Genomic DNA, 24,850 nt, shown 5'->3' with positions numbered 1-24,850 from the left:
TCCCCCCCTCTCCCTCTCCCCCTCTCCCCCACTCTTAATTCCTAAGTGGCTTTTTCGTCTTGAGCATGTGAGCAATTCGCTCTTGTGTTTTTGGTTGACTCAAAAGTGGTAAGAAGGTCTCCCGTTCCAATTGCAATAAGTAGTTTTCATCCACCAGGCTAGGTACGGTTAGTTCCCCACCAGTCATGACATAGGCTAAGCGGCTGGCAAGGAAGCGGTCGTATTCGCTGATGTAACCTCCCTGATACATGATGTAGGCGGCGTGTTCTAGCATTGCCCGCGCTGGACGACCCAGCACCATAATCGCGTTGCGCTCAGGTAGTGGTGCGTAACCTTCTTGTTCTAAACGTAGCACTTCCTCTTTGGCGACATACAAGCGGCGATCGCTATTCATCACAATTTTGGTTGTGGGTGCGAGGTAGCCAAATTCTTGCGCTTCGTAGGCACTATTGGCAACTTTTGCCATACCAATGGTTTCAAATGCCTTTTGCAGGAAGGGTTGGATATGATGGGGTGATTCTGTTGCTGCTCGATCGGCTGCCCAAGTTACCATCCGCATCAGGCCGCCAGCACCAGGAATCAACCCCACACCGAGTTCTACCAGTCCTATGTAAGTTTCCGCCGCTGCTACGACCTGCGGACAAGCCATGACTAATTCACAACCGCCTCCCAGCACACGCCCATTAATAGCGGCAACAATTGGTTTCGGGAAGTAGTGAATTCGTTGCATTAATGACTGAAACTTAACAATGAGGTTGGCTATGGCTTGGATATTTCCTGACTGTGCCAGCATCGCCATTTCCGCCAGATTTGCCCCAGCAGAAAAATTCGCGCCGCTGTTACCTATCACCAATCCTTGCAAATCGCCAGTTTCGAGGATATCTAGCACTTCTGCTAAGCCATCCACCACCTTTAAGCTGAGGGTATTACCTTTGGAGCGAAATTCATACAAGCCTACCCCATCTCCTAAATCTAACAACGCCGCTTCGGGATTTTGCCACAGCGTATTTTTAGGATCTGCCTTCAACGTAGCCAAGTTAATTTCATCTAGTGGAGTTGAAGGAGACATGAGAATACTTTCATTCCTCCCATCTCCCCATCTCCCCATCTCCCCATCTTTCTTCACCCACTCCGCCACCGGAATATTGGCGGTTTTCATATCTGCCAAGACAGTCTCAAACCCAAGGGCATCCCAAATTTCAAACGGGCCGAGTTCCCAACCAAATCCCCAGCGCATTGCTTGGTCAATCTCAATAGGACTGTCGGCAATCTCAGGAATGCGACGGGCACTGTACCCCAGCAAGTTTAAGATAAATTCCCGGAAGAAAGTGCCTGCACGACCTTTGTCTTGATAAAGAGCTCGCAAGCGATCGCCCAAATCGGGTATTTTCTCTATTACCTCAATATCCCCTAAATGCAAAGGCTTGGCTGGCTCATAAACCAGTGTGACGGGATTGATGGAAAAAATTTCCTTGCCTTGCTTTTTGTAAAATCCTTGACCTGTCTTTGCGCCTAATGCCCCAGTTTCTACTAGTTTGCGAAGTAGTGGGGGAACGTGGAAGATTTCACGGTTTTCATCGTGGGGAATCGCTGGATAGATATTCTCTGCTACATACATCAGCGTATCTAGTCCCACTAAATCCGCCGTCCGGAATGTGGCTGACTTCGGTCGTCCCACAAGCGTTCCTGTCAGGGTGTCAATTTCCTCAATCGTATATCCATGCTCGGTTAACGCCCGCAAACCAAGCATGATCGCATAAGTGCCGATCCGATTGGCGATAAAGTTTGGTGTGTCCTTTGCTACTACTACTCCTTTGCCTAAGTGTAGCCTTGCGAACCACTGCATCCTTTTGATAATTTCTGTCGCTGTGTCTGTTGTAGGGATAACTTCCAGCAACTTCAAATAGCGGGGTGGATTGAAAAAGTGAGTACCTAAAAACCTTTTGCAGAAGGACTCAGAGCGTCCTTGAGCAATTAAGTGAATGGGCAAGCCACTAGTATTAGTAGATACCACAGCCCGATCGCGAATAACGCTTTCTACACGTGCCATCAACTGCTGCTTGATTCTCAGATTTTCCACTACCGCTTCAATTACCCAGTCAACATCAGCAATACGCTGAAAATGCTCGTCAAAGTTGCCCAGAATCACACGACGGGCAGTCTTTTCTGTAAAGAATATTGGCGGTGACTGCTTTAAGGCTTTTTTGAATGCTGTTTCGACCAGTTCGTTTTTATTAGCGCTGTTTGCAGGAATGTCGAGCAAATGCACGGTCAGCCCTGCATTAGCGAGGTGGGCCGCTATTTGGCTTCCCATTACTCCTGCACCGAGAACCGCAGCTGTTCGGAACGGTCTATACATAGTTCTTAAACCTTCCCTTTTTTTAAAAAGAATTGTTGTTTGTTGGTGGTTGGTGGTTGGTTGGAAAAACACCAAAGTTCTTAAACCTTCCCTTTTTTTAAAAAGAATTGTTGTTTGTTGGTGGTTGGTGGTTGGTTGGAAAAACACCAAACAACAAACAACAAACAACCAACAACAAATAAAGAATTGTTGTTTGTTGGTAGTTGGTAGTTGGTTGGAAAAATACCCAACAACAAACAACAAACAACCATCAACAATTACGTATTCAGAGATTGGGCGATCGCCGGACATGAAGGCTGGGGTATGGGAGGACAGGAAAATGAGGAAGTATCCTGTTGATCTATATTTTCTATCTCCGCGTTTCCCCTGTTGTGCGTCCCCGTGTCTTCATATATGGCAGCAATTTCTTCAGCAAAAACCTCTGCTACTTTTGCGCGTCTTACCTCTTGAGTCGGCGTCAGTGTGCCATTTTCAACTGTAAGGGTGGCATCAATCAGCCGGAACCGCTTCACAGTTGACCATTGGGGTAAATGACAATTGGCTTCATCCACTAATGCCTGATACATGGCGATAATGCAAGGATGCTTGAGCAACGCCTCTGTTGGTAAATCAATGCCAGCGCTAAGAGCATAGGAACGCAGGTTATCCAGATTTGGGAAAATTAGCATGGCACAGAATTTGCGTTCTGCTCCCACAGCAACTGCCTTTGCCACTAAAGGAGATTGTTCTAGCTTACTTTCTAAAGGCTCCGGTGTGACGTACTTGCCTGTGGAAAGTTTGAAGCGGCTTTTCTTCAAACCAGTAATTTTGAGCAAACCATCGTCTGTAATTTCCCCGAGGTCGCCTGTATGCAACCAGCCGTCTGCATCAATCAATTGTTGGGTAGCTTCAGGGTTTTTGTAGTAGCCTTGAGTGATATAAGGACTTCTGGTGAGAATTTCACCATCGTCTGCGATCGCCACCTCTACCCCAGCCATTGGCACACCCACCGTTCCCGCACGGTTGAATTGTCCGCGAGTGCAGGCAAATGCTGAACTCGTTTCAGTTAAACCGTAACCTTGCAAAACTATGATACCCGCTGCGCCAAACAGGTTAGCTATCTCTGCTTTCAAGGGCGCACCCCCACTGATTAAGTATTTGAGACGACCTCCAAATACCGCGCGCCATTGCCAGAACACCAAGCGATCGGCTAGCTTGAGCATGAGGGCATATCTCCCTTGTGGTGACTTGCCTAGTTCATACTGTTTGGCAAGGTTCAGTGCCCAATTGTAGATGCGCTGAGTAAATGCTATCTCACGCAATTGAGACGCAGACACAGAGATTCGCAGAGGCGGGAACTTCCACTGCAACGGAGACAGGTGAGCACCCAAACGCAAGGAAGATAAACGAAATCTTTGCGTTTTTGGTTGTTCTGTCCTGCGTATCGTTTGCACAGCAAAAGCGCGGATACGTGATAGCACGTTATTCTTGATGTCCCTGACTGTTGTCAGCTTTGTCCGTTTGCTCCCCTCTTCCAGAATTCTGTTGTAAATTTTTTCTAGCAAAAGTGGCACCGTGGCGAATATCGTCGGTTGCACTTCTTTGAGATGCCTGATGACTCGGTTAGGAGTGGTGAGGTAAATGCTATGCCCATAGTTGATATGACCATACAGCAGAACACGAGCAAAAACATGCGTTAGTGGCAGAAATGAAAGTATTACCTCCTTAGCACCGAATTCTAGATTGGGAATGCCTGTAAAAATCGCCAGCGCATTGGCAGAAAGATTTTCATGAGTCAGCATCACTCCCAGAGGCTCTCCCTTAGCTCCGGGGATATAAATAATAGTGGCTAGGTCATTTGCTGTCACTATTGAGCGCAGTTGCTGTTGCTTGCCTTCAGAAATCAAAGTTCGTCCTCTAGCACGAACTTCTGAGAGCGAAAACACTTGAATACATTGGGGAAATTCTGGGCATGGTCGCTCTAAATTAGCTTGTGAGAAGAACTTGGGAATACACAGACATTCCGTCTCTATAGAACTTTCCTGGGTCTTGTCCTCCCGATAACTACTTAATTGACAGGTTAAGATTTGCGAATGTATCTGCTGCCAATCAGCAGGAACATCGGCAATTATCACTACCTTTAGTTCGGGCGTATCCCATAAATAAGGCACAACTTGATAAAGCAAGTCTAGATTAGAAATAATCAGTACCTTTGCTTCTGCGTGCCGCAAAATAAAAATTATGTGTTCAAGGGTCTGAGTCAGGTCGATTGGCACATCAACCAGACCGGCTAGCAAAGAACCCATGTCAGCTATACAGAAGTTGACATCGTTGTGCATCAATAAAGCGATGCGATCGCCCTTTTCTAAATCAAAATCCAACAGACCCAGCGCTACTTCTTCAATCGCACTTTGAAATTCTTGATGAGATAGAGATTGCCAGCCTGTTTCTGTCCATTGGTTCAAGGCGTTAGAGTTGGGATAGCGAGAACACGCCTCATCCAATAATGAAGGTAAAGTACGCCCTAGCAAAACTTCCCCGGAGTTGACAGGAGCTTTATATATCTGATCTGACCACAACATTTTGCCCAAAAAGAGCTTGAAACTCTTTCATATTAGTTATTAGTTGTTTGTTGTTTGTTGTTTGTTTTTCGTATTTACCAAACAACAGTCAACGACCAACGACCAACAAATAATTTCCTATTAGGCCAAGGCTATTTATATTTGATGGATAAAGATTTATCCAATCTTGCTTACTTGAATTCAAAAACAATAAGTAACTGGTTGTAAAACAGACCTCATTTAGGTTGGTGTTAATAGATGGTAGCTAGTAATTGACTACTAAATACCAACTACTAACATTCCTCACAATCAATATTTTTATTTATGCCAACCTATTTAATTAGGTATCTATTCTGGATGACAATTTCTGATACCTAAACCCTAAATTTTGTCCAATAACTCCTTTCAATTTGGTATCTATTCATAACAGAATTAGTTTTTTTCAGACTTCGGTTCTGTCACTCCTAAATGTCTTTTAACCATATACAAAGGACATATTATTAATGTAGACCATATGGGGATCAAAATCCACTTTTGTATCTTTTTTGCAAAAAACGCAGCTAGAGATTCATCATTTCAGAATGTAAAGAGGGAGATTTTATTTGACAAACTACCGACTGATAGTTAATTTCTCCATCTAAGTGTCGTTCCAGCCAATTTCCTAAGTCTGTGAGTACATCTTGATAATTGATGTCCAAGTGGAGGTCGTGATAGTCGCCTGGATAAACGTAATGTTCTTTATCGGGAAAAGTCACTTGTTGGAAAAAAGCCAAACTACCCTCTGGAGAGGATACCAAGTCTGCACTTCCATGCAAAATCAACAAAGGAACTCGCAAATCAGATGCATGGCTTTCGACCCACTTTTGTGCTGCAAAAAACTCTGTGGCCAGTCGGGCGCTACCGTATTCGTGCCGTAATGGATCTTGGGCATGGGTAGCGATAACTTTGGGGTCACGTGAACTCACACCTCGCCTAATGCCTACCCTTAAGCTGAAGTTCGGCCAGACTCGTGAGAGCATTAGCCCTAAGGCAACTTTGAGCGCTGGCACATTGACCTTTCCGATCGCTGGTGCCGTTAAGATGATTCCCTGCAAGCTTTCTGGAAAGTGCAAGGCATAGTCTAGGGCGATCACTGCTCCCAGACTGTGTCCCCACACAAAGCAAGCACAATTAGTTGTTCGTTCCTGAATTCGCGTCAAAAAGGTATGTAAGTCTTCTCGGAACTCAGTCCAAGCATTGATATGCCCCCGTTGTCCGGGTGAACGTCCATGCCCCCGCAGGTCAAAGGCATAAATGGCATAGCCAAGAGGAGTTAAGTGCTGCACAGCATTAATGAATAAGCCGCTATGCGCTCCTAACCCGTGTACTATAGCAATAATTGCTCGTACTGGCCCCTGCGGTTGCCAGCTTTGATAGTAGAGATTTACACCTCCTGCCCCTTTGAAAGTTCCTTCAATGTGTGTCATCATTATTCTCTCCAAGTGCGTTTTTTATGCCTATGGTCTCAGTCCGCAATTGGAGATTTATAACTGAATAAGCTCCGATCAAAAATCTACTATCTGATGCCAAGCTCAGCTAATTGCCCATAGCAAACAAGACTTTTGCACTCCTCATCTGTGGTTTGGCGCATTTGCCTTCACTATAGGTTTTAATTAGGACAAATAAACAACCTTGGTATCAGTAAATAGCGTCCTGAGACCTTGGATACTAAATTTACGAAGCTATAAGTATTAGGGTTTATTTCCAGAAGTTGTTGTGCATCCAGTTCATTTAGTATATATTATACTCTTTTCCTTCTGCCCTCTGCCTTCTGCCTTATTTTCAAAGGTAGAAGGATGGGGCGATCGCACTTTCTGTTGCACCTTCTAGTGATAACACCCTGTTCTCATCTGTAAGCAACACTATAAATTTACGTCTGATGTGAATTATCAAAACCAATGTTATATCAAGGATCCTGGGCTTTGTAGAGACGCGAAATTTCGCGTCTCTACACCGAAAATACAAGGTTTCAGCCTCTAATTCACATTAAGCGTAATTTATAATTTCTTTATCTAAAAACCAGATTTTAACTGATATACCTGAGCATCAATCCGAAATCTTGCAATTTCGAGTTGTAGCTTGCTTAATTATTGCCAAGTTTACATTAAAGTCCTTTTAATCATTAGTGCTTATATATGCAGCTGAGGTTATTCGGTCAAATCTTACCAGGAGTAGCAACAACTTCTGTGACTTCGGCTTTAGCTTTGGCAGCGATCGCCATTACTACAAGCAACCAGCCGAGTTACGCCGGGGGTAACAAGTTTTCCTGCGCTAAGCTGAACGGTGTGCCAGTCACAATGGTTCGCACTTCCCGTGGAAATGAGACTTTTATTCGTTGGAAAGATGAATATTTCAGTAAATCTATTGACCGCATGTCACGCTGTCAGGCAGTGACTGACAGGTTTCAACGCTATTACGACAACGGTAATCTTTTCATCACCAGTCGAGAAAACGTGAATAACTATCCGGTGTTATGTATTGCTAACCGTAAAGGCGCACCTTGTACATCAGACAATATCTTAATTACCCTCAAACCAGGAACAGATATCGGACGTGTCCTCAAACAAATGCTCGATTTCCGTCGTGGTGTTGGTACAGAACCCATCGAACTGAGTGGTAGCCAATATCTCACCTATGAAGATGGTGATTTATACCTTGATGTCAAGCAATTAGTTGACTCAGCCGACAGTGAGGACAACAATCAATCTTCTGTCACTAAAACTCCTCAATCAGCACCTGTTGAACCTCGCTTTTAGTTGGGGAGTCAATTGAGATGATTTGTAAGTGTCTACGGCGCAGATTTAGTCAGACACTATTATTGGTTGTTTGTCTTGGTGGTGTATTATACCATTTTGAAAAAAGAATGCGACAAATAGACATTGTAGAGACGCGCCATGGCGCGTCTCTACATCAGGATGTGTTGCAAACATTTATTAAATCGGTATTACTAGGACTGCCGAGACAGCAACCAAATTTTGTTAATTGTACTAATTGTCATAAATTTGCACTTCCCCAGTCATCAAACCCACTTTCAATTACACAACTACAACAATTAGCTGGGACAATCACTGTGAAAGTGTTGTCAAAAGAGTTACTCGGTTCAGGTACTCTAATTAAAAGAGAAGGGCAAATTTATACAGTCATTACCAATGCTCATGTTTTGAGAGCAGCAAACCCACCCTATCGCATTCAAACGTCGGATGGACGTGTTTATAATGCTACTGTGTCTCAAGCGGTGCAATTTCAGGATGATGATTTAGCAGCCTTGGAGTTCCGTAGTCCTGATGTTGTTTATACAATTGCGACTGTAGGCGATTCAGCAAGCTTGAAAGTTGGCGATCGCGTATTTGTTGGTGGATTTACGTCTAATTTGTCTTCTTTACAGTCGCAGAGGGGAGTAAAAGACAAGTTTGTTTTTACCTCTGGGCAGATTTCGTTATTGTTAGACAAACCTTTAGAGCAAGGCTACCAAATAGGCTATACCAACGATGTTCGTAAAGGCATGAGTGGCGGTCCGCTACTAAATAATAAAGGTGAAGTAGTGGGTATTAATAGCTTGCACAAAGATCCAGTTTGGGATGCTCCCGAAGTATACAAAGATGGTTCCCAACCTGAGCAACACTTGCAGGATTTAATCACTCGCTCTAGTATGGCAGTGCCAATTCAAACAGTCGTCCAGTTAGTGCCACAAGTTGTTACACCCAAACAATCCAGCTTAGTAGATGATACTTATGTTGCTTGTAAGGAGAGAAGATGAAGCTTTTTAATGGACTGTCGTCGGTATTGGTTGGTGCAACAATCGTTATTGTACAACCGCAAGTTGCTGCGGCTTTAACAGAATCGCAAGCCTATCAAGTTACGGTTCGCATTGATGGGGCAAAAACTGGTTCTGGAGTGATTATCGATCGTCAAGGAAATTCTTATACTGTTTTAACAAACTGGCATGTAGTCGAAAAAGCAGGAAACTATACTATTCAAACTTTTGATCGCAATACATACCAACTCAATCGAAGTACAATAAAACGCCTGGGCAATTTGGATTTAGCTGAGGTGCAATTTGTTAGTACCCAAAATTACCGTAAAGCAGATTTATACTTTGATCGGCTAAATGCACGTTCAACAGTTTATATTTCTGGTTGGGCCGATCCTGATGAATTGAGCACAGCACGGGAATATGTACTAATACCGCAGGTGATTACTAGGATTGTGGAGAAGCCCAAAGATGAGTATTCTTTGGTGTTTAGCAATCCTACTAAACCGGGGATGAGTGGAGGCCCAGTTCTGGATGAACAAGGACGTTTGGTGGGAATTCACGGACAAGCAAGAGTAGATGCAAGAACTGCAACAGCAGATTTTTTAGGAATTCCAATACAGATCTACCTGAAAATTGCTTCACCAACAGCAAAAAGGCTACAGGAACAAGCAAATAAACCTAATATTGCAAGCACAAATAATGACACTACTAGTCAAACAAAAAAACCCGCGATTGAAACCAGACCATCACAATCCAATGCGAGCGCTACTGGAAATATACCAGTCAATCAACCTGCCCCAACTACATACCCTACATTAAGTGATGCCCAAGCTTACTTTAGCCGAGGAGTAGATCGTTGGAAAAAGGGAGATGAGCAAGGAGCCAGTGAAGACTTTAAGCAAGGTCAGAAACTAGATCCAAATAAAGCTAGTCAAGAAGGCTTAGTTTTGGCACAAGAAGCAGCAAAGCTATTCCAATCTCAACAGTATGACAAAGCTATGCCACGGGCACAGATAGCAAGTTATTTAGCTCCTAATAATGATAAAGTATGGTCTCTATTAGGTGTGTTGTATTTGCAATTCAAAAAGATAGATGATGCAATCGCCGCCCTGAAAAAAGCACAATCTCTCAATCCCAAAAATGGTGATATTGTATTTGTTTTAGGTGCGGCTCACTTTCAACAGCAAAAGTACCAAGCTGCTGCTAGTTATTTCCAAGAGGGTTTAAAGTTAAAACCTAACGATCCGGAAGGATTATTTGGTTTGGGTAATTCCTACTATATACTGCGTCAATACTCAAATGCGATCGCTCAATATAATAAAGCAATCTCCTCCAATCAAAAATTTTGGCCCGCCATTAACAACATTGGCTTAGTCAAATACGCACAGGGTGATGTGGCTAATGCTATTAAACAATGGCAAACTGCGGTTAATATTGAGCCAAAAGCCGCAGAACCTATGCTGGCATTAGCAGTAGCACTGTATACAAAAGGCGATCGCCAACAAGGTCTAGCTATAGGAAAAAAAGCAATTAGCATTGACGGTAGATACAAAAATATAGAATTTCTCAAGAAAAATTTATGGGGCGATCGCTTGCTTGCAGATACAAAAAAATTTCTACAATACTTGGAAACACGGTAATTATGCTTTAGTGAAGTCAGAATAAAAATGAGCGATCGCAACTCCACAACAAGTTGTTCTTAGATCGCAACAAGTTGTCCTTAGATCGCAACAAGTTGTTCTTAGATCACGACAAGTTGTCCTTAGATCACAACAAGCTGTCGTTACGACACGATAATTTGACGCATCTGCTTAGACACCTCCCCTTACCAAGAAAAAATGGTGTAAGCGGTGGGGTGATCTGTTTAGACAACAGCAAGGATTAAGAGAAATTACTAAGTTAAGCACAAAAATAGTTATAAAAAAATACAATAATCTGTCAATTCTGCTGATTCAGAATCCAGCTTCAGTAGGGCAAGCTAGCTCTAGAACTCTCTGTAAGGAGTATATCTATGACTCGTCAAAGACGGACATCCCGCATTCTAGAAAAAGCTCAGTTAAGATCCTCTGGACTAAAAGCAATTGATGCAAACATGGATTTTGGGGATACTCGCAATCTCCAAAACATGACACAACTAATGGAACAGTTACGTACCAAAATTGATGCCTATAATACTGCTCTAGCGGTGATTGACTCTTCTAGAACAGAGATTCAAGAGTTGGAAAAAAACTTGGGCGAACTCATGGACAAGATGCTGATTGGGGTTGCTTTTAAGTATGGCAAAAATAGCCGCGAATATGAGATGGCAGGTGGTGTCCGCAAAAGCGAACGTGTCCGCAGAAGTACGGTCAGCCGCTTAAAAGGCGGTACAGAGGAAACATCCGCTGAGAAAGGTCAAACCGCGTAGTATCTTCAACAGTTAAGAATAAGCGATCGCACTTCTGTTTTAGAAGCATGATGCTTTTGAGATGAATATATGCGATCGCAGTTTTTAGCATTTAATTTATGGATATAGGAGTAAAATTAAGTTGCAAGAATAGCTTGCTTGCAGATACGAAGTATTCTTACAATTCTTGTAGACACGTCAATGATAGGTTGCAGAATCAGCTAAATGCTGGAAGTAACTTTTTGACGATTCTCAAAATTTCTACTTATGAAATTTTCATCCCGGTTTTATGCAATTGTTGGTTTAGTTGGTACAGTACCTCTTGTACTGTTTGCGATCGCATCAATACCAGTAAATGTGAATGATGTCGCCCAGCAGGTGACAGTTCGCATTGATGGTGCAAAGACTGGTTCTGGAGTGATTGTTAAGCGTCGAGGAAATACTTATACTGTTTTGACGAACTGGCATGTCGTAGAAGAAAACACGGGGAACTATACTGTTCAGACTAGCGATCGCAAAAAACATCAGATAAACTCTAGCACAACAAAACGCATCGGTAATGTTGATTTAGCTGAGGTGCAATTCACCACTACACAGAACTATCGGAAAGCAGAGGTATTTTCTGACCAACTCAATCCAGGTGCAACAGTTTATATTTCTGGTTGGGCAGATCCAGATGGAGTCAGCACAGCACGTGAGTACATAATTTTACCGCAAGTTGTTACCAGGGTCGTGCAAAACCCCAAAGATGAATATGCTTTAGTGTTTAACGTTCCTACTAAACCGGGAATGAGTGGTGGCCCTATTTTAAACGAACGGGGACGCTTAGTAGGAATTCACGGACAAGCGAGAAGAGACGCAAGAACTGAGACGACGGATTTTTTGGGTATTCCCATCAAAACTTATTTAAATCTTCCTGCAAACATAGCGTTTGCAAATCCACGAAAAACACCAGCACCGTCTCAACAACCAACTCCTGCAAATTCTAGTCCACCGAAAATAGTAGCACCGCGTGTGAATCCGCAACCATCAGTAACTATCACTCCTCAAACGTCAAAGAATCTATTAAGAACCCAAAAAATAGCCCAACCAAAAGCCGCTGTCACTACCTCACCTCCAAAACCACAGAAATCGCTAGCATCCTCTCAACCACCAGCTACTGCAAAACCAAGCCGACAGAGAACAGTTGCGCCGCGTGTGAATCCGCAACCATCAGTAGCCATCACTCCTCAAACTCCGAATTATCGACTAAGACGGAAAACAGTACCAGTACCCGCAAACTCACAACCATCAGTAGCCATCACTCCTCAAACGGCAAATAATCCACGAAGAAGGCAATCGATGGCGCAACAACAAGAAGCAGTGGATGCAAATGCAGTAAACATAAACACACTCACCAATACTTTTAAGGCCATGCAAGGCATAAACGCAACTGGTGAAGCTACCACAGAACCTTATAAAAGAGCTGGTGAACCTATCTATCAACCTTATACAAGAACTCCTGAAGTTGTTACAGAAGCTTATAAAACTCATATAAGAATTCGTGATGCTACAGAAGCTTATCAAAAAGCTGGTGAAGCTAATAATTCTATGCACCAGTGATAATCTCAAATATTGGCAAAAGAATATTCAGGTTAATCTCAATACTTCATATGTTATTGAGCGTTAAGTAGATGGGTGGAAATAAACATAACGCGAGTTACGAAAAGTAAACACGCCTAAAATCCCTACCAATGACAAATGACAAATGACAAATGACGATCTTCCCGAATTAACTTTAATTGTGCCGATCTACTTAATTTGAAACGATTCGATCATCTGTTCCACTATCGGCATCAATTGAGAATATTGCTCTAAATCTGCTGTATAGGTAATAAAGTAAGCTTTGCCATTTCTCACAGTTCCAATTTCCATAACTTGAAGATGACATTGCCCCTCTTGGCGAGTATAAGTTAATTTATAGGCGTTAAAATTGGCTAACGTTATACCTGAATTTTTGTTTTCAGCGATTGCTATACCAGGGTTATTATTCTTAATTTTTTGTATAGCGATATTTTTATATTCATTAAGTGAGAGAAGTCGTTGTGATAAATCACTAACATGAATTAATATTTCTAGCGGACATTTGCTAGATTGTTTTTGATACTCAGGAAAAAATCTAGCGACTTCACCAAAATCTCCTAGTTCTTGTTTAATCCAGTTTTCTGGATATTTAATTTGAACATTATGCTCTGAATTTTGATAAGATAAATATTTAACTTGAGAAGCTCTCCAGTAGTAAAACGACCACACAATTAAAGGTGCAAATATTGCTACAAATCCCACACCAAGCCAAACTTTCCAAGGTCTAGATTTGGGTTGGGATGAAAGTGTTTTGATAGCTTGTAATACTTCTTTTGCTGATTGGTAACGCTGATTGTGGTCATAGCGCACCATTTTATCGATGATATTTGCTAGCTTGGGACTAACCGAAACGCGATCGCGCCAAATAATCTCCTTTGTTTGGGGGTGTGTCGGTAATCCACCACGCCGAGGATCGGGATTTATACCTGTTAAAGCTTGGATAGCAATAACACCAACTGCATAAATATCACTCCTGAGAGTTGGTTGACCCATTGCTTGTTCAGTAGGCATATAACCAGGAGTACCTATTTGAGTAGGAATTATTGTTTGTCCTTGAGGATTAACTACTTGGGTGGTGATTTCTTTAACTGCTCCAAAGTCAATCAGTACAATTTTCCGATCGGACTCACGTCGTCGAATATTTGAGGGTTTCAAGTCCCGGTGAATTAAGTTTTGTTGATGAACAAAAACCAAAACTTCTAAAATATCATGTAAAAGTTTAGTTACGCAAGCTTCACTCAGTTGTGTACCTGGTAATAATTCTTGGCTGAGGTCGTGACCTTGAATATATTCCTGGACTAAATAAAATTGTTGATATTGTTGAAAGTATGCGAGAAGGCGCGGAATTTGATCGTGATTTCCTAATCTTTCTAGTTCTTTTGCTTCCCTTTTAAATAATCTTTCTCCAACTTCCAAAATGCGTGGATCGGTAGATATTGGTTGAAACTGCTTTACAACACACTGAGGATTCCCTGGTCGTTTTATGTCAATAGCAAGGAAAGTAATACCAAATCCACCTTGTCCCAGTTGTTCGAGAATTTGGTAGCGTCCATCGAGAATTTGACCTATCATTCAAATCACCAAGTTCCTCTGGAATTTTTATACCATTTCTCCAAAGGATTACCACAGATGGTTATGTATCGGAGTGCGATCGCGCTTTGCTTATACTTGCAATGTGCTTTGCAAAGACACAAAGAAAACTGGCGTTGCATAATTGTGGGATGATTTTGGAATTTGCATGACTCAATAATCACCGCGTCTGGTGCGTCAGCCTCATTCATCCCATTATTCAGCAACACCAGAAAACTCAATCTCTAGGTATTACAGTCCTAGCCCTGTCAAGGTGGGTAAAAAACGAACCACTATCTTAGTAGAGAAGACTATTTTCCTCTTTGTGTCTTAGTGTCTTAGTGTTTCAATCATTCTTTTTTCACCACCAAGACACAAAGACACCAAGAAAAATCCATTTCCAAGACTCACACCTTGACTGGGGTAGTATTACAGTCCCTGCTACTTCGCTAAGCAGTTTAAACGCTTGACATACAGCAGATTTCAATTGAATTGACCGCACTCGAACCTCACCCCGCCTCCGGTACCCCTCTCCGAACTCGCGGAGAGGGGATGGGGGTGAGGTTGTGTTCTATCTGAATGAAAATAGCTGTATGTCACACCAAACGATCGCTACAACCAAAGCAAATCTAGTTTTATCCTGCAATTGACATTTTTGTGTCATATTTATGTACTAAACTCAAAATTACGAAATATTACTACATAGTAGTTCACAATTGACAGTAAAGGTTTCCCGGTAGGTGTGACCTTTGCTTAGGAAATTATTTGTTGGTTGTTGTTTGTTGGTTGTTGGTTGTTGGTTGGTAAATACAAACAACTAACAACTAATAACTAATAACTAATGTTGAGTTCTTGCTAATAAGTAAAGCACACAAATAAGCCATGAATACTTCTGAAGCTAAAGTCTCACACTCTGATACGCATTTAGACAGCCCTGATGTGCCTGAGTTGAAGCCTAGAAACAGAAAGCCTTGGTTGTGGCTGCTACTAGCATTATCTTTGACAGTTAACGGCATTGTCTTGTGGCGGATGCTTTCTCCTGGTGGAACACCTAAACCAGCAGTGGCTCAACAGCAGCCGAAAGCGCCGCCACCTCGTCCCGTGGAAACCGTGAGCTTAGCAAGGGGAAATGCCACAACCAGCGTATCACTACTGGGACAGGTTGAAGCAAGTCAGCAATCAACGATTCGTGCCCAGACTGGAGGTATAGTTAAAGAAATTTTAGTTAGACCAGGCGATCGCGTTCAAAGAGGAATGGCGATCGCTATTTTAGATGATTCCGATCAGCAGTTGGCAATATCACGGACACGAGCAGAATTAGCACAGCAACGTAGTAACCTTGCCCGCCTAGAGGTGGGAACTCGTCCCGAAATTATTGCTCAACGGCAAGCTGCCCTTAAGTCTGCGAAAGCGCGAGAGCAAGAAGCACTCGATAACCTCAGACGCACCACAGATTTGGTGAAACAGGGTGCATTGTCCCAAAGGATACTTGTAGAGGCAACAAGTGCTGTAGATGAAGCCCGAGGACAACAGCTAGCAGCCCAAGCAGCCTTAGCAGAGGCGAAAGCAGGCCCAATCCAAGAAGAAATTGCCGCCCAAAAAGCAAATGTCGCAGCAGCAGAAGCATCTTTAAATCAGGCAAAACTAGCACAGCAGCGCACCCGAATTATTTCTTCGGACTCTGGAGTTGTGCAAACACGCCATGTCAGTCGCGGCGATCTTGTAGAAAATTCCGATCAAATTGTGACATTAGTATCAGGGAATGCACTGGATATTTTCTTAGAGCTACCAGAGGAACTAAGCGGTAAAGTCACTCCAGGAATGCCAATAGAGCTAACTGCACGGGCATTGCCACAATGGAAAGGACGCACAAAAATTACAGCGGTAGTTCCAGCTGCGGATGCTGCATCCAGACGGCAACGAGTGCGAGTCCAGCTAAATAACCCACCCCAAGGATTGTTACCGGGAATGGCGATCGCCGGTAATCTAATCATGCCATCCAATCAACCCAGCTTTGTTGTCTCCCGTGATGCCCTGACGCGCCAACAAAATCAGTGGCTGGTCTTTACTGTTGCCGATGGTAAAGCTAAACAGTTGGAAGTGGAAATGGTGGCTGACATGGGTGAAAAGGTAGCAATTTATCACCCAGAGTTGCGGGCGGGTCAACAGATAGTTTTGCGGGGTGGTGATGGTTTATCTGATGGTGCGTCAGTGAAAGTTTTGGAGAGTCAGTCACGTTCGGATGTATAAACATTTCAATGATTAAAACGCAGAGGGGCGCAGAGTTTTGTTTGTTTCTCTGTTCCTCTGGGTACTCTGTGTCTGTGCGGTTCGTTGAAAAATCTAAAATCCAAAATCTAATAAATTATTATGAATTTCATCCAAACTGCTGTTCGCTGGCGGCATGGTACATTTGTGTTATTCTGCTTGCTGGCTCTATTGGGCGTTTTCTCGCTTTTAAGAATGCCTTTGGAATTGCAACCAGGAGGCGATCGCCCGGAAATTTCGATCACGACTCCTTACCCTGGTGCGGGGCCGACGGAAGTAGAAGATTTGATTACCCGGCCGATTGAAGAGCAAATGGAAGAAGTGCTGGGCGTGGAGGAAATCACCAGTACTTCACGCAGTGGGCGTAGCAATATTACTTTGGAGTTTGCCGATGGTGCAAATTTAGAAGACCGCCTGCTGGATGTCATCAACCGCTTGCAGCAAGTACCAAGTCTACCACCAGAAGCCCAAGAGTCAGATGTAGAACTGGTGGGTGGTAATAGTTCGCCGATGATGTGGATTCCCTTTGCCACCAGAGAAGGCTTCCAAGCTGACCCCAATCGTTACCGGGATTTGGCGGAAGAGGTTGTAGTACCGCGTTTGCGGCGGGTGGAAGGTGTGGGACAATTTTTGATTGTGGGTGGACAAGAACGAGAAGTTGAAGTAAGGGTTGACCCGAAAGCACTTTCTGACCGTAATCTTACCATCGGCGATGTCGTGCGAGTCTTGCAGGAAAATAACCGTGATATCCGGGGTGGCCCCTTGGTATTGGGACGACGGGAATATCGAGTCCGGACAGTAAGTCGATCGCAAGACATTCAGCAAATCGAAGGATTTGTTCTCAGAAGGGATGAGGCTGGTACTGTATATTTGCGAGATGTGGCAGAAGTGGCAATGGGTCGCAAACCACAGGATAGCGCCCTGATGTTTAATGGTACACCTGCGGTTGCTGTGGGTGTGATTCGTCAAATTGGGGCGAATGTGCCAGAAGTAGCGAAGGGTGTACGATCGGCAATTGCTGAATTGCAAGCCGAATTCGACAAACGCAATGAGGGTATTCGCTTTGTTTACAACTATGACGAGAGTGAATACATTAACCAGTCAGTATCCTTTGTGCAAGGAAATTTAGTCAGTGGGGCACTGTTGGCAACGATTGTCTTGATCCTGTTCCTGGGTTCGATGCGAACTGTGGCAGTTGTGGCGCTGACAATTCCCACAACCCTAGTCATGGTGTTTATCGTCATGGCGGCGTTTGGCAGAACATTAAACATCATCAGTTTGGCAGGGTTGGCGTTTGCAGTGGGGATGGTAGTTGATAACGCCATTGTCGTGATTGAAAATATTTTCACCCATCTGCAACAGGGAAAAAGCCCCTTACATGCTGCAATTGAGGGTACACAGGAAGTGTGGGGGGCAATGTTGGGTTCGACACTGACGAACGTAGTCGTATTTGTGCCCCTAATTACGGTGACAGGGGAAGCAGGACAGTTATATGCAGATATGGCGATCGCGCTTTCTGCCTCCTCGCTGTTTTCCCTATTTGCAGCCTTGACTTTAGTACCGATGCTGTCTGGGCTTTTTCTGAAGCAATCGGAAGCGATGCAAATGTTACAAGGTGGAGAGTATCGGGGTGGCAACTGGTTAGAACGTGCAGTGGCGAGGTCTTCTGCTACATTCCGGTACTTTCAAGGTAAATTGGAAAATTTCCTCGCTGCTACCGTGAGTTGGTCGCTGGGACGCAAGCGAGTCGGGCGCAGGCTATTGGTTCTTTCGATACCTGTTGCCTTACTTGTTATCAGTATTTTCCTACTTCCTCCTGCCGACTACCTACCAGAAGGCAACCGCAATATCGTGCTGTGGCGGGCAGAACCCTTACCCGGAACCAGCATCCCCGAAGCAATACGCCAGTCAGAACCACTCCAAGCTTTTTTGCGATCGCAGCCCGAAGTTGACCGGATTATGTATGTTGACCGTCCAGGGGCAATTCGCGGCGTTGCTACAATTCTCAAACCAGAATTTGCTACCACCGAAGGACTTGCCGACATGGTGGACAAGATGCGCGCCAAGATCAATGACTTTGCTGGCTATCGGTTCATGGTACCTACCCGCGTCTCCATCTTCCGCGATCCGGGTAAGGAGTTTGAGGTTGATATCGTTGGGGCAAATTTGGATGAGTTAAGCAAGTTAGAGAAGGAAATCTCTAACAAAATCCGTGCCTTGCCTGGTGTACGTAATCTCCGCTCCAACTTCGTTATGGGAGCAGGAGAACTACAAGTGATTCCCAATCGGGAACGCCTCGCGGAAGTCGGACTTTCAGAAGCAGAAATAGGCGCAATGGTGGAAGCGGCGCTGGGTGGTCGTCTCGCTTCCGATTACATCGATGGCAAAGAGGAACTCGATGTTTCAGTGGAATTAAAAAATACCTTTGTGGAAACGCCTGAACAATTGCGTCAACTGCCATTATATGCACGGGAAAGGCAAGTGCAACTACAAGACGTGGCAGAAGTACGTGAAACTACTGGAGCAGATGTTATTAATCATGTCAACTTAGAGCGGTCAATCACCCTCACTGCATCTCTCGCACCAGATGCACCTTTAGGAACCTTAGTAGAACGTACCGAAAATGAAATTCTTGCTCCTCTGCGTACTAGCCTGCCTGGGGGCTATCGCTTGGAATTGGCTGGATCGGCAGATCAATTGGCAACCACAGTCTCGCAATTAGCTACAGCCTTTGTACTGTCGGTGTTAATTACTTACTTGCTGCTGGTTGCACTCTACAAATCATTCCTCTACCCACTGGTAATTATGGCAACATTACCGATGGGAATGAGCGGTGCCCTCTTAAGTTTGGTAATTGCCAATCGCATTCCGGGTATGAATGTGCCTTTGGATATGATTACGGCATTAGGATTCGTGATTCTTACGGGTGTAGTCGTCAATAACGCGATTCTACTTGTTGATCGCGCCTTACAACTCCAGGAAGCAGGCGAAGATTTTGATGCATCATTGTATAATGCCACGAACGATCGTCTGCGTGCTATCTTCATGTCAGCCGGTACTAGCGTGCTGGGGATGCTGCCCTTGGCAGTCCTACCCGGACAAGGTTCGGAACTTTACCAAGGTTTAGGCATTGTACTTACAGGTGGTCTGGCATTTTCCACTATCTTGACGCCAACAGTAGTACCTGCACTGATGGGATTATTACGAGATATCTCCGGTGGCGGCTCATCAAAGCGTAGCCAGAAAGTGCCAGTAAACGTCGATAATAATAGCAAAGTGACAGTTTGAGTGAAAATACTTTGTGCCTTTGTGCCTTAGTGGTTAAAAAATCTTGAAACACCAAGACACTAAGACACAAAGATATGCAGCCACCCCACCAGAAATTTATTTCTTTATTTTCTTCTCTGTTTGATTTTGCATCAATTTCTTAACATCTTCGACAGGTAATCCTAACTCTTGGCTAATTGCTGCTTCCAGCTGATTCAAGTTTGTGATTGGAAACTCAAATTCTAGTTGTTTTAGCACTGAGGAATCGGTTTTGACTTTAACTCTGGAAATTCCTTGACGCTTGTTTATTTCTGATTTGATTGACAGTACGGTTCTGCTAGGCTGTTTTGCCGATTGAAAATCAACCTTCAGATATTTAGTCGTTTGGTTAGAGCGACTTAACACTCCATCCATAACAAATCCGCTCCCTAACCAAAAGGCTAATGCGAGTAGAGGCAAGGGTAACCAAAACTCTAATCCCAAAGAACGCAAGATCTGAAACCATCGGGATGTGGGCATAGACTAAAAAGAAAAAACAAATACAGCGATCGCCCTATGTTAATTTTACTGGTGGAAGACGACTCAGCCCAATTGGAACCACTACGAGCTGCACTATCAAAAGCAGGACATACTATTGATGCTATAGAAGACGGCGAAACCGCCCAGTGGCTTTTATCTCATAAAGATTATGATTTGTTAATTTTAGACTGGATGCTTCCCAATGTTAGCGGGGTTCAACTTTGCCAGGAATATCGACGGGCAGGCAAAACTGCTCCGGTGCTGATGCTGACCGCAAAGGACACCACCCCAGATAAGGTAACTGGTTTGGATGCGGGTGCAGATGATTATTTGGTGAAACCAGTAGATATAGTAGAACTACTAGCACGAGTCAGAGCCTTGGCAAGGCGTTCTCCACTTTGGCAAGGAGACATTCTCAGTTTAGAAGATTTACATCTGAACCTGAGTAACCTTACTATTGAGCGAAATCAGATAACTGTGCAACTATCTGGTCGCGAGTTTCAACTGATGGAATACCTGATGCGCCATCCACGTCAGGTTTTGTCTCGCGATCAAATTGAACAAGCTCTTTGGGGATGGGGAACAGAACCTGAAAGTAACGCTGTCACAACACTAGTGCGCCGACTGCGACAGCGCTTGCAAACAGTTGGAGCCAAAGATTGGCTAGAAAATGTTTATGGTATGGGTTATCGTCTCGATGTACCCGAAAAAAGTGAGGAGTGAGGGAGTGGGGGAGTGGGGGAAGTGAGGAATAATGAAATCACCACTAACCACTAACTAATAACCACTAACCAATGTACAGACGTGCCATGGCACGTCTCTACAACTACTAACCACTAACCACTAACCACTAACTAATAACCAATGACTAATCATGTTTGCGTTTGCTCGTAGCCGTCGTAATTTAGCACACTTGTTTGCACTGTCCATGGGGAGTATCCTCGTTGTCTTTGCTGGCATAGCCTATTTCTTGGGAGTTGAAGAGCAACTTCAGGTTTTTGATGAAGAACTTTACTCAACAAGCAAAGCAATTGCAGCAAATGCACAGCATCGCCTCTCTCGACAACGATGGCCGGTGAACAAAGATGATGTTCCCAAACTTGCCTATGGACTACCGTCAGATAGAGAACTGGTGTATGTCCGTTGGTACAACTCCAAAAGAAAATTAGTAGAATCTAATGGTGCACTTGCTCCCAGACAATTAACTGTTGCCCCTGGTTTTCGGACTATCCAAATAAATAGCAACCAAACAAACGCAACAACCACTAAGATATGGTTACGAGAGTTAACGTTACCAATAATACAAAATAATACACTTATTGGCTATGTGCAAATTGCTCGCCCACTACTACCCTTGCGTGAAAGCTTGAATCGAGCCAGGCTATTTTTAACACTAGGTGTGCCAGTAACTTTAGGGGTGATTGGTATTACTGGTTGGTACTTGGGGGGACTTGCCATGCAACCAACTCGTCGTGCCTATGAGCAACTACAGCGCTTTACTGCCGATGCTTCCCATGAGTTACGCGCTCCTGTTGCTGCAATTTTGAGCAATGCCCAAGTTGCATTAATGCCACCAGAAGATGAATCAGAACAGCGTTTTCGCCTGGAAAATATTGAGGAGATTGCTAAATCAATGAGCGCTCTGATTAGCAATCTGCTGTTTTTAGCTCGTCATGAGGGATCTTTAGATGGCGCAGCACTAAAGAGCATTGACTTTGTTGAACTATTGCGATCGCTCGTTGATGAGTACAAACAACAAGCAGATGCAAAAAATCTCAATTTTACTTTTCGCCTCCCTGAGCAACCTCTGTACTTGCAAGCCGATGCAGAATTGTTGAAACAAGCTGTTGTTAATTTGCTGACTAATGCCTTGAAATATACCCCAGCTGGCGGTACAGTTGGGCTACGACTTTTCCAGCGCGCTCATCGAGCTATTCTTGTAGTAGAAGACAATGGTATTGGTATTCCCGCCGAAGACTTACCCCATATCTTTGAACGCTTTTATCGTGTAGATAATGTGCGATCGCGGCAAACAGGAGGCTTTGGTTTAGGACTGGCGATCGCCCAACAAATTATTCAGGCACACCGCGGACAAATTACTGCCAACAGTGTACCTGGCGAAGGTTCAATTTTTGAAATCCAACTTCCGCTCTCATAGTCAGGAGCGATCGCCACGATTCCTAAGACAATCAGACCAATACCAATCAGGAGCGACCCATTAATACTCTTGTTGACATCGCCAGAGATGTTGGTTGTCATATAAATTTTTTCCCCTAGCCGAAAATAAACTCTACGATCAGACTAGGGAATTTCTCAATCGCTGGTTACAACCCTAAGGTATACTCCTGCTTAATTTATACTTTAAGGGCGATCGCATCTGGAAATCAGATAAATCGCTAGATTGGTGCAAGCATTTTTGCTATGCCTCAAGCTTTTTTAGGTTTGGGCATTGTCAAGCAAATCGCAGAAGATAAAACTAAGCTTGCAACAAAAGCAATCAGAACAACTTGAAGGACATCACTGTAGTCAATAGTCATTTTTGTTACCTCATTTTTTAGTTCTATAAATTTCTCCAAGTTATTACAGTTGTTCTCCAGGCAAAAGATTGTGATTTAAAGCAAGTATAGATGTGATTTATATCACTACTAAAACTAGGGACTGGGGACTGGGGCATCGGGTAAGGGGCATCGGTAAGAAAACCAATCCCCAATTCCCAATCCCCAATCACCAACTAGGCTTCAGACGTTCTCCGAACAAAGCTTCTTGTTCCTTCGCTTTGGTTATTGTCATCAAATCTTAACTTTTTGTCCATTTTTTAAATTGCTGAGTAGTTGTTTTCAGCCTCTATGTCAAATTTTCATGACAATTCGATCCCCAAAGGGCTGATAATCTCGTGGAAACAGTAAAAACAGGTCTGATGACCTCTTGATCCCAGCGGGAGGTTAACAGTTAGTATTTTTTAACAAAAGGATCATCCACTCCCAAACAACAAAGTGCTGATTTTGGCATGACAGGAAATTGAAAGGGAGTGACCCAACATAATAAAAAAACACTAAAAAACCAAACAGATAGGCAAAAACAGAAATCAGGAATCACGAAGTTGATCTGGGATGGATGGAATCGAATCGACCGCTCATAACTAAGGGTATATCATTTTCCTTTCAAATAACTGGAGGCCAAACTCATGGCAAAAGAACGCCCACCACTAGATGAGATGACATTGCGGCAACTACGCAAAGTTGCCAGCGAATATGGTGTCTCTCGTTATAGTCGAATGCGTAAATCGCAACTGCTGGCAGCAATACTAGAAGTCGAGCGCAGCAAACTTTCTCTTAGCCAATCTCGCTCAATGGAGGCACAGGAAACCGTGGAAGCAGCAAAATTTGAATTAGGCCAAGAAGACCGTACAGGCGGAATCCTAACAGATGTAGATGAAGGACTGGGCGACTTACCTGATGGTTATGGTGACAGCCGCATTGTCCTGATGCCCCGCGATCCGCAGTGGGCTTACACCTATTGGGATGTTCCCAATGAGCATAAAGAAGAACTGCGCAGGCAAGGTGGACAACAGCTAGCATTGCGGATTTACGACGTTACCGACATTAACCTAGAGTTCCAAAGTCCCCACAGCATCCAGGAATATCCTTGTGATGAACTGGCGCGGGAATGGTATTTGCCAATTCCAGTGAGCGATCGCGATTATGTCATCGACATCGGCTATCGTTGTGCTGATGGTCGTTGGCTGGTATTAGCTCGTTCTGCTCCCGTACACGTTCCTCCCGTCTATCCATCTGACTGGATTGAGGACATCTTCATCAGCGTGAACTTTGAAGAAGATTTGCGCGGTAAGACATTCTACGAGCTCGTTCCTCCTGCCAAGAAAGCTGCTGCGGCTGCAAATGGCAACGCCATTTACGACCAAATCTTTGGTATGGCGGAATCTGCCGAAGCAATGCGGGTTGCAGGTTCTCTGTTTGGATCTATGCAGCACGTTCCTGGTTCAGTTACTCCCGAACAAGCCATCAGTTCCTATGTCTTCCCCTCTGGCGTAGGAATGTGGGCAGTTCCAACCGCATCTGGTTTAACCATGTCCGGTGTCGGCATGTCTGGCGTTGGCTTCTCTGCTTCCGCTGTACCCATGCGTCCGCGCAAGTTCTGGTTAATTGCCGATGCTGAGTTAATTGTCTACGGTGCAACTGAACCTGATGCTACCGTAACAATTGGCGGTCGTCCGATTAAGTTAAATCCAGATGGGACATTCCGCTTCCAGATGTCCTTCCAGGATGGCTTGATTGACTACCCCATCATGGCTGTTGCTGCTGATGGTGAGCAAACCCGCTCAATTCACATGAAGTTTAATCGCGAAACTCCATCACGCAATACCAACACCAAAGAAGAAGCTGTTTTAGAATGGCTCGGTTAATTTTGGATTTTAGATTGACCAAATAAAAATTTATTACCCGCTACAGTAATGCTGTAGCGGGATTTTTCTTCAACTAGTCGCCATGAGCATTAGTCACCCACCA

The 24,850-nt window shown here is 43.9% G+C and carries 15 protein-coding genes and 2 pseudogenes; 11 read left to right on the top strand and 6 right to left on the bottom strand.

The annotated features are described in order from the left end of the window. Positions 1 to 34: 34 nt before the first annotated feature. The 3 genes from FIS9605_RS0124235 to FIS9605_RS0124225 form a co-directional block, all read right to left on the bottom strand. Entirely contained in the window at positions 35 to 2,359 is a 2,325-nt protein-coding gene (locus tag FIS9605_RS0124235; protein WP_026734907.1) for a 3-hydroxyacyl-CoA dehydrogenase/enoyl-CoA hydratase family protein, read from the bottom strand. Between the two features lie 257 nt (positions 2,360 to 2,616). Further along, positions 2,617 to 4,920 (bottom strand): AMP-dependent synthetase/ligase, encoded by a 2,304-nt coding sequence (locus FIS9605_RS0124230; protein WP_026734906.1) that lies wholly within the window; start codon positions 4,918 to 4,920, stop codon positions 2,617 to 2,619. Positions 4,921 to 5,459: 539 nt separating this feature from the next. Next, the gene (locus tag FIS9605_RS0124225; protein ID WP_026734905.1) at positions 5,460 to 6,365 is read right to left on the bottom strand and encodes an alpha/beta hydrolase; all 906 of its coding nucleotides are present in this window, start codon (positions 6,363 to 6,365) and stop codon (positions 5,460 to 5,462) included. A gap of 708 nt (positions 6,366 to 7,073) precedes the next feature. On the opposite strand from FIS9605_RS0124225, the gene FIS9605_RS0124220 reads away from it, so the two are divergent. From FIS9605_RS0124220 to FIS9605_RS39970, 6 genes and pseudogenes are all read left to right on the top strand, one after another. Next, entirely contained in the window at positions 7,074 to 7,694 is a 621-nt protein-coding gene (locus FIS9605_RS0124220) for a COP23 domain-containing protein (protein WP_026734904.1), read from the top strand. Positions 7,695 to 7,801: 107 nt separating this feature from the next. Continuing rightward, positions 7,802 to 8,695: a S1 family peptidase gene (locus FIS9605_RS37995; RefSeq protein WP_063748481.1), complete on the top strand. Its 894-nt coding sequence runs from the start codon at positions 7,802 to 7,804 to the stop codon at positions 8,693 to 8,695. Then, a pseudogene (locus FIS9605_RS45440) lies at positions 8,692 to 9,306 on the top strand (S1 family peptidase); the annotation flags it as partial. The gene FIS9605_RS37995 and the pseudogene FIS9605_RS45440, both read left to right, overlap by 4 nt. A 294-nt stretch (positions 9,307 to 9,600) precedes the next feature. Beyond that, a pseudogene (locus FIS9605_RS45435) lies at positions 9,601 to 10,332 on the top strand (tetratricopeptide repeat protein); the annotation flags it as partial. Positions 10,333 to 10,703: 371 nt separating this feature from the next. Next, complete coding sequence (locus tag FIS9605_RS0124205) at positions 10,704 to 11,099, top strand: hypothetical protein (protein WP_026734903.1); 396 nt, start codon at positions 10,704 to 10,706, stop codon at positions 11,097 to 11,099. Positions 11,100 to 11,345: 246 nt separating this feature from the next. Next, entirely contained in the window at positions 11,346 to 12,680 is a 1,335-nt protein-coding gene (locus tag FIS9605_RS39970; RefSeq protein WP_051470126.1) for a S1 family peptidase, read from the top strand. 189 nt (positions 12,681 to 12,869) lie between these two features. Here FIS9605_RS39970 and FIS9605_RS0124195 read toward each other — a convergent pair whose 3' ends face one another. Both FIS9605_RS0124195 and FIS9605_RS42980 read right to left on the bottom strand, forming a co-directional pair. Next, positions 12,870 to 14,273 carry a serine/threonine-protein kinase gene (locus FIS9605_RS0124195; protein WP_026734902.1) on the bottom strand — a complete coding sequence of 468 codons (1,404 nt, stop codon included), beginning with the start codon at positions 14,271 to 14,273 and terminating at the stop codon, positions 12,870 to 12,872. A 5-nt stretch (positions 14,274 to 14,278) separates the two neighbouring features. Beyond that, on the bottom strand, positions 14,279 to 14,482 hold the full coding sequence (locus FIS9605_RS42980; RefSeq protein WP_155960506.1) for a hypothetical protein: 204 nt from the start codon (positions 14,480 to 14,482) through the stop codon (positions 14,279 to 14,281). Between the two features lie 670 nt (positions 14,483 to 15,152). On the opposite strand from FIS9605_RS42980, the gene FIS9605_RS0124190 reads away from it, so the two are divergent. Together FIS9605_RS0124190 and FIS9605_RS0124185 are read left to right on the top strand one after the other, a co-directional pair. Beyond that, on the top strand, positions 15,153 to 16,520 hold the full coding sequence (locus FIS9605_RS0124190) for an efflux RND transporter periplasmic adaptor subunit (RefSeq protein WP_026734901.1): 1,368 nt from the start codon (positions 15,153 to 15,155) through the stop codon (positions 16,518 to 16,520). A 120-nt stretch (positions 16,521 to 16,640) separates the two neighbouring features. Further along, complete coding sequence (locus FIS9605_RS0124185) at positions 16,641 to 19,826, top strand: efflux RND transporter permease subunit (RefSeq protein WP_026734900.1); 3,186 nt, start codon at positions 16,641 to 16,643, stop codon at positions 19,824 to 19,826. 96 nt (positions 19,827 to 19,922) lie between these two features. On the opposite strand, the gene FIS9605_RS0124180 is transcribed toward FIS9605_RS0124185, so the two are convergent. After that, positions 19,923 to 20,324 (bottom strand): hypothetical protein, encoded by a 402-nt coding sequence (locus tag FIS9605_RS0124180; protein ID WP_026734899.1) that lies wholly within the window; start codon positions 20,322 to 20,324, stop codon positions 19,923 to 19,925. Between the two features lie 36 nt (positions 20,325 to 20,360). Between FIS9605_RS0124180 and rppA the strand changes: the two genes are divergently transcribed. From rppA to FIS9605_RS0124160, 3 genes are all read left to right on the top strand, one after another. Beyond that, positions 20,361 to 21,047 (top strand): two-component system response regulator RppA, encoded by a 687-nt coding sequence (gene rppA / locus FIS9605_RS0124175; protein ID WP_026734898.1) that lies wholly within the window; start codon positions 20,361 to 20,363, stop codon positions 21,045 to 21,047. A 151-nt stretch (positions 21,048 to 21,198) separates the two neighbouring features. Then, a complete protein-coding gene (locus tag FIS9605_RS0124170; RefSeq protein ID WP_026734897.1) occupies positions 21,199 to 22,482 on the top strand; it encodes a sensor histidine kinase in 1,284 nt (427 codons plus the stop codon). 1,026 nt (positions 22,483 to 23,508) lie between these two features. Next, a complete protein-coding gene (locus FIS9605_RS0124160) occupies positions 23,509 to 24,747 on the top strand; it encodes a DUF4912 domain-containing protein (RefSeq protein WP_026734896.1) in 1,239 nt (412 codons plus the stop codon). The last annotated feature ends 103 nt before the right edge of the window (positions 24,748 to 24,850 follow it).

It is taken from the genome of Fischerella sp. PCC 9605, from assembly GCF_000517105.1.
GTDB lineage: Bacteria > Cyanobacteriota > Cyanobacteriia > Cyanobacteriales > Nostocaceae > PCC9605.
Note: the sequence above shows the minus strand (reverse complement) of the source record. Positions and strands in the feature narration are given on the sequence as shown.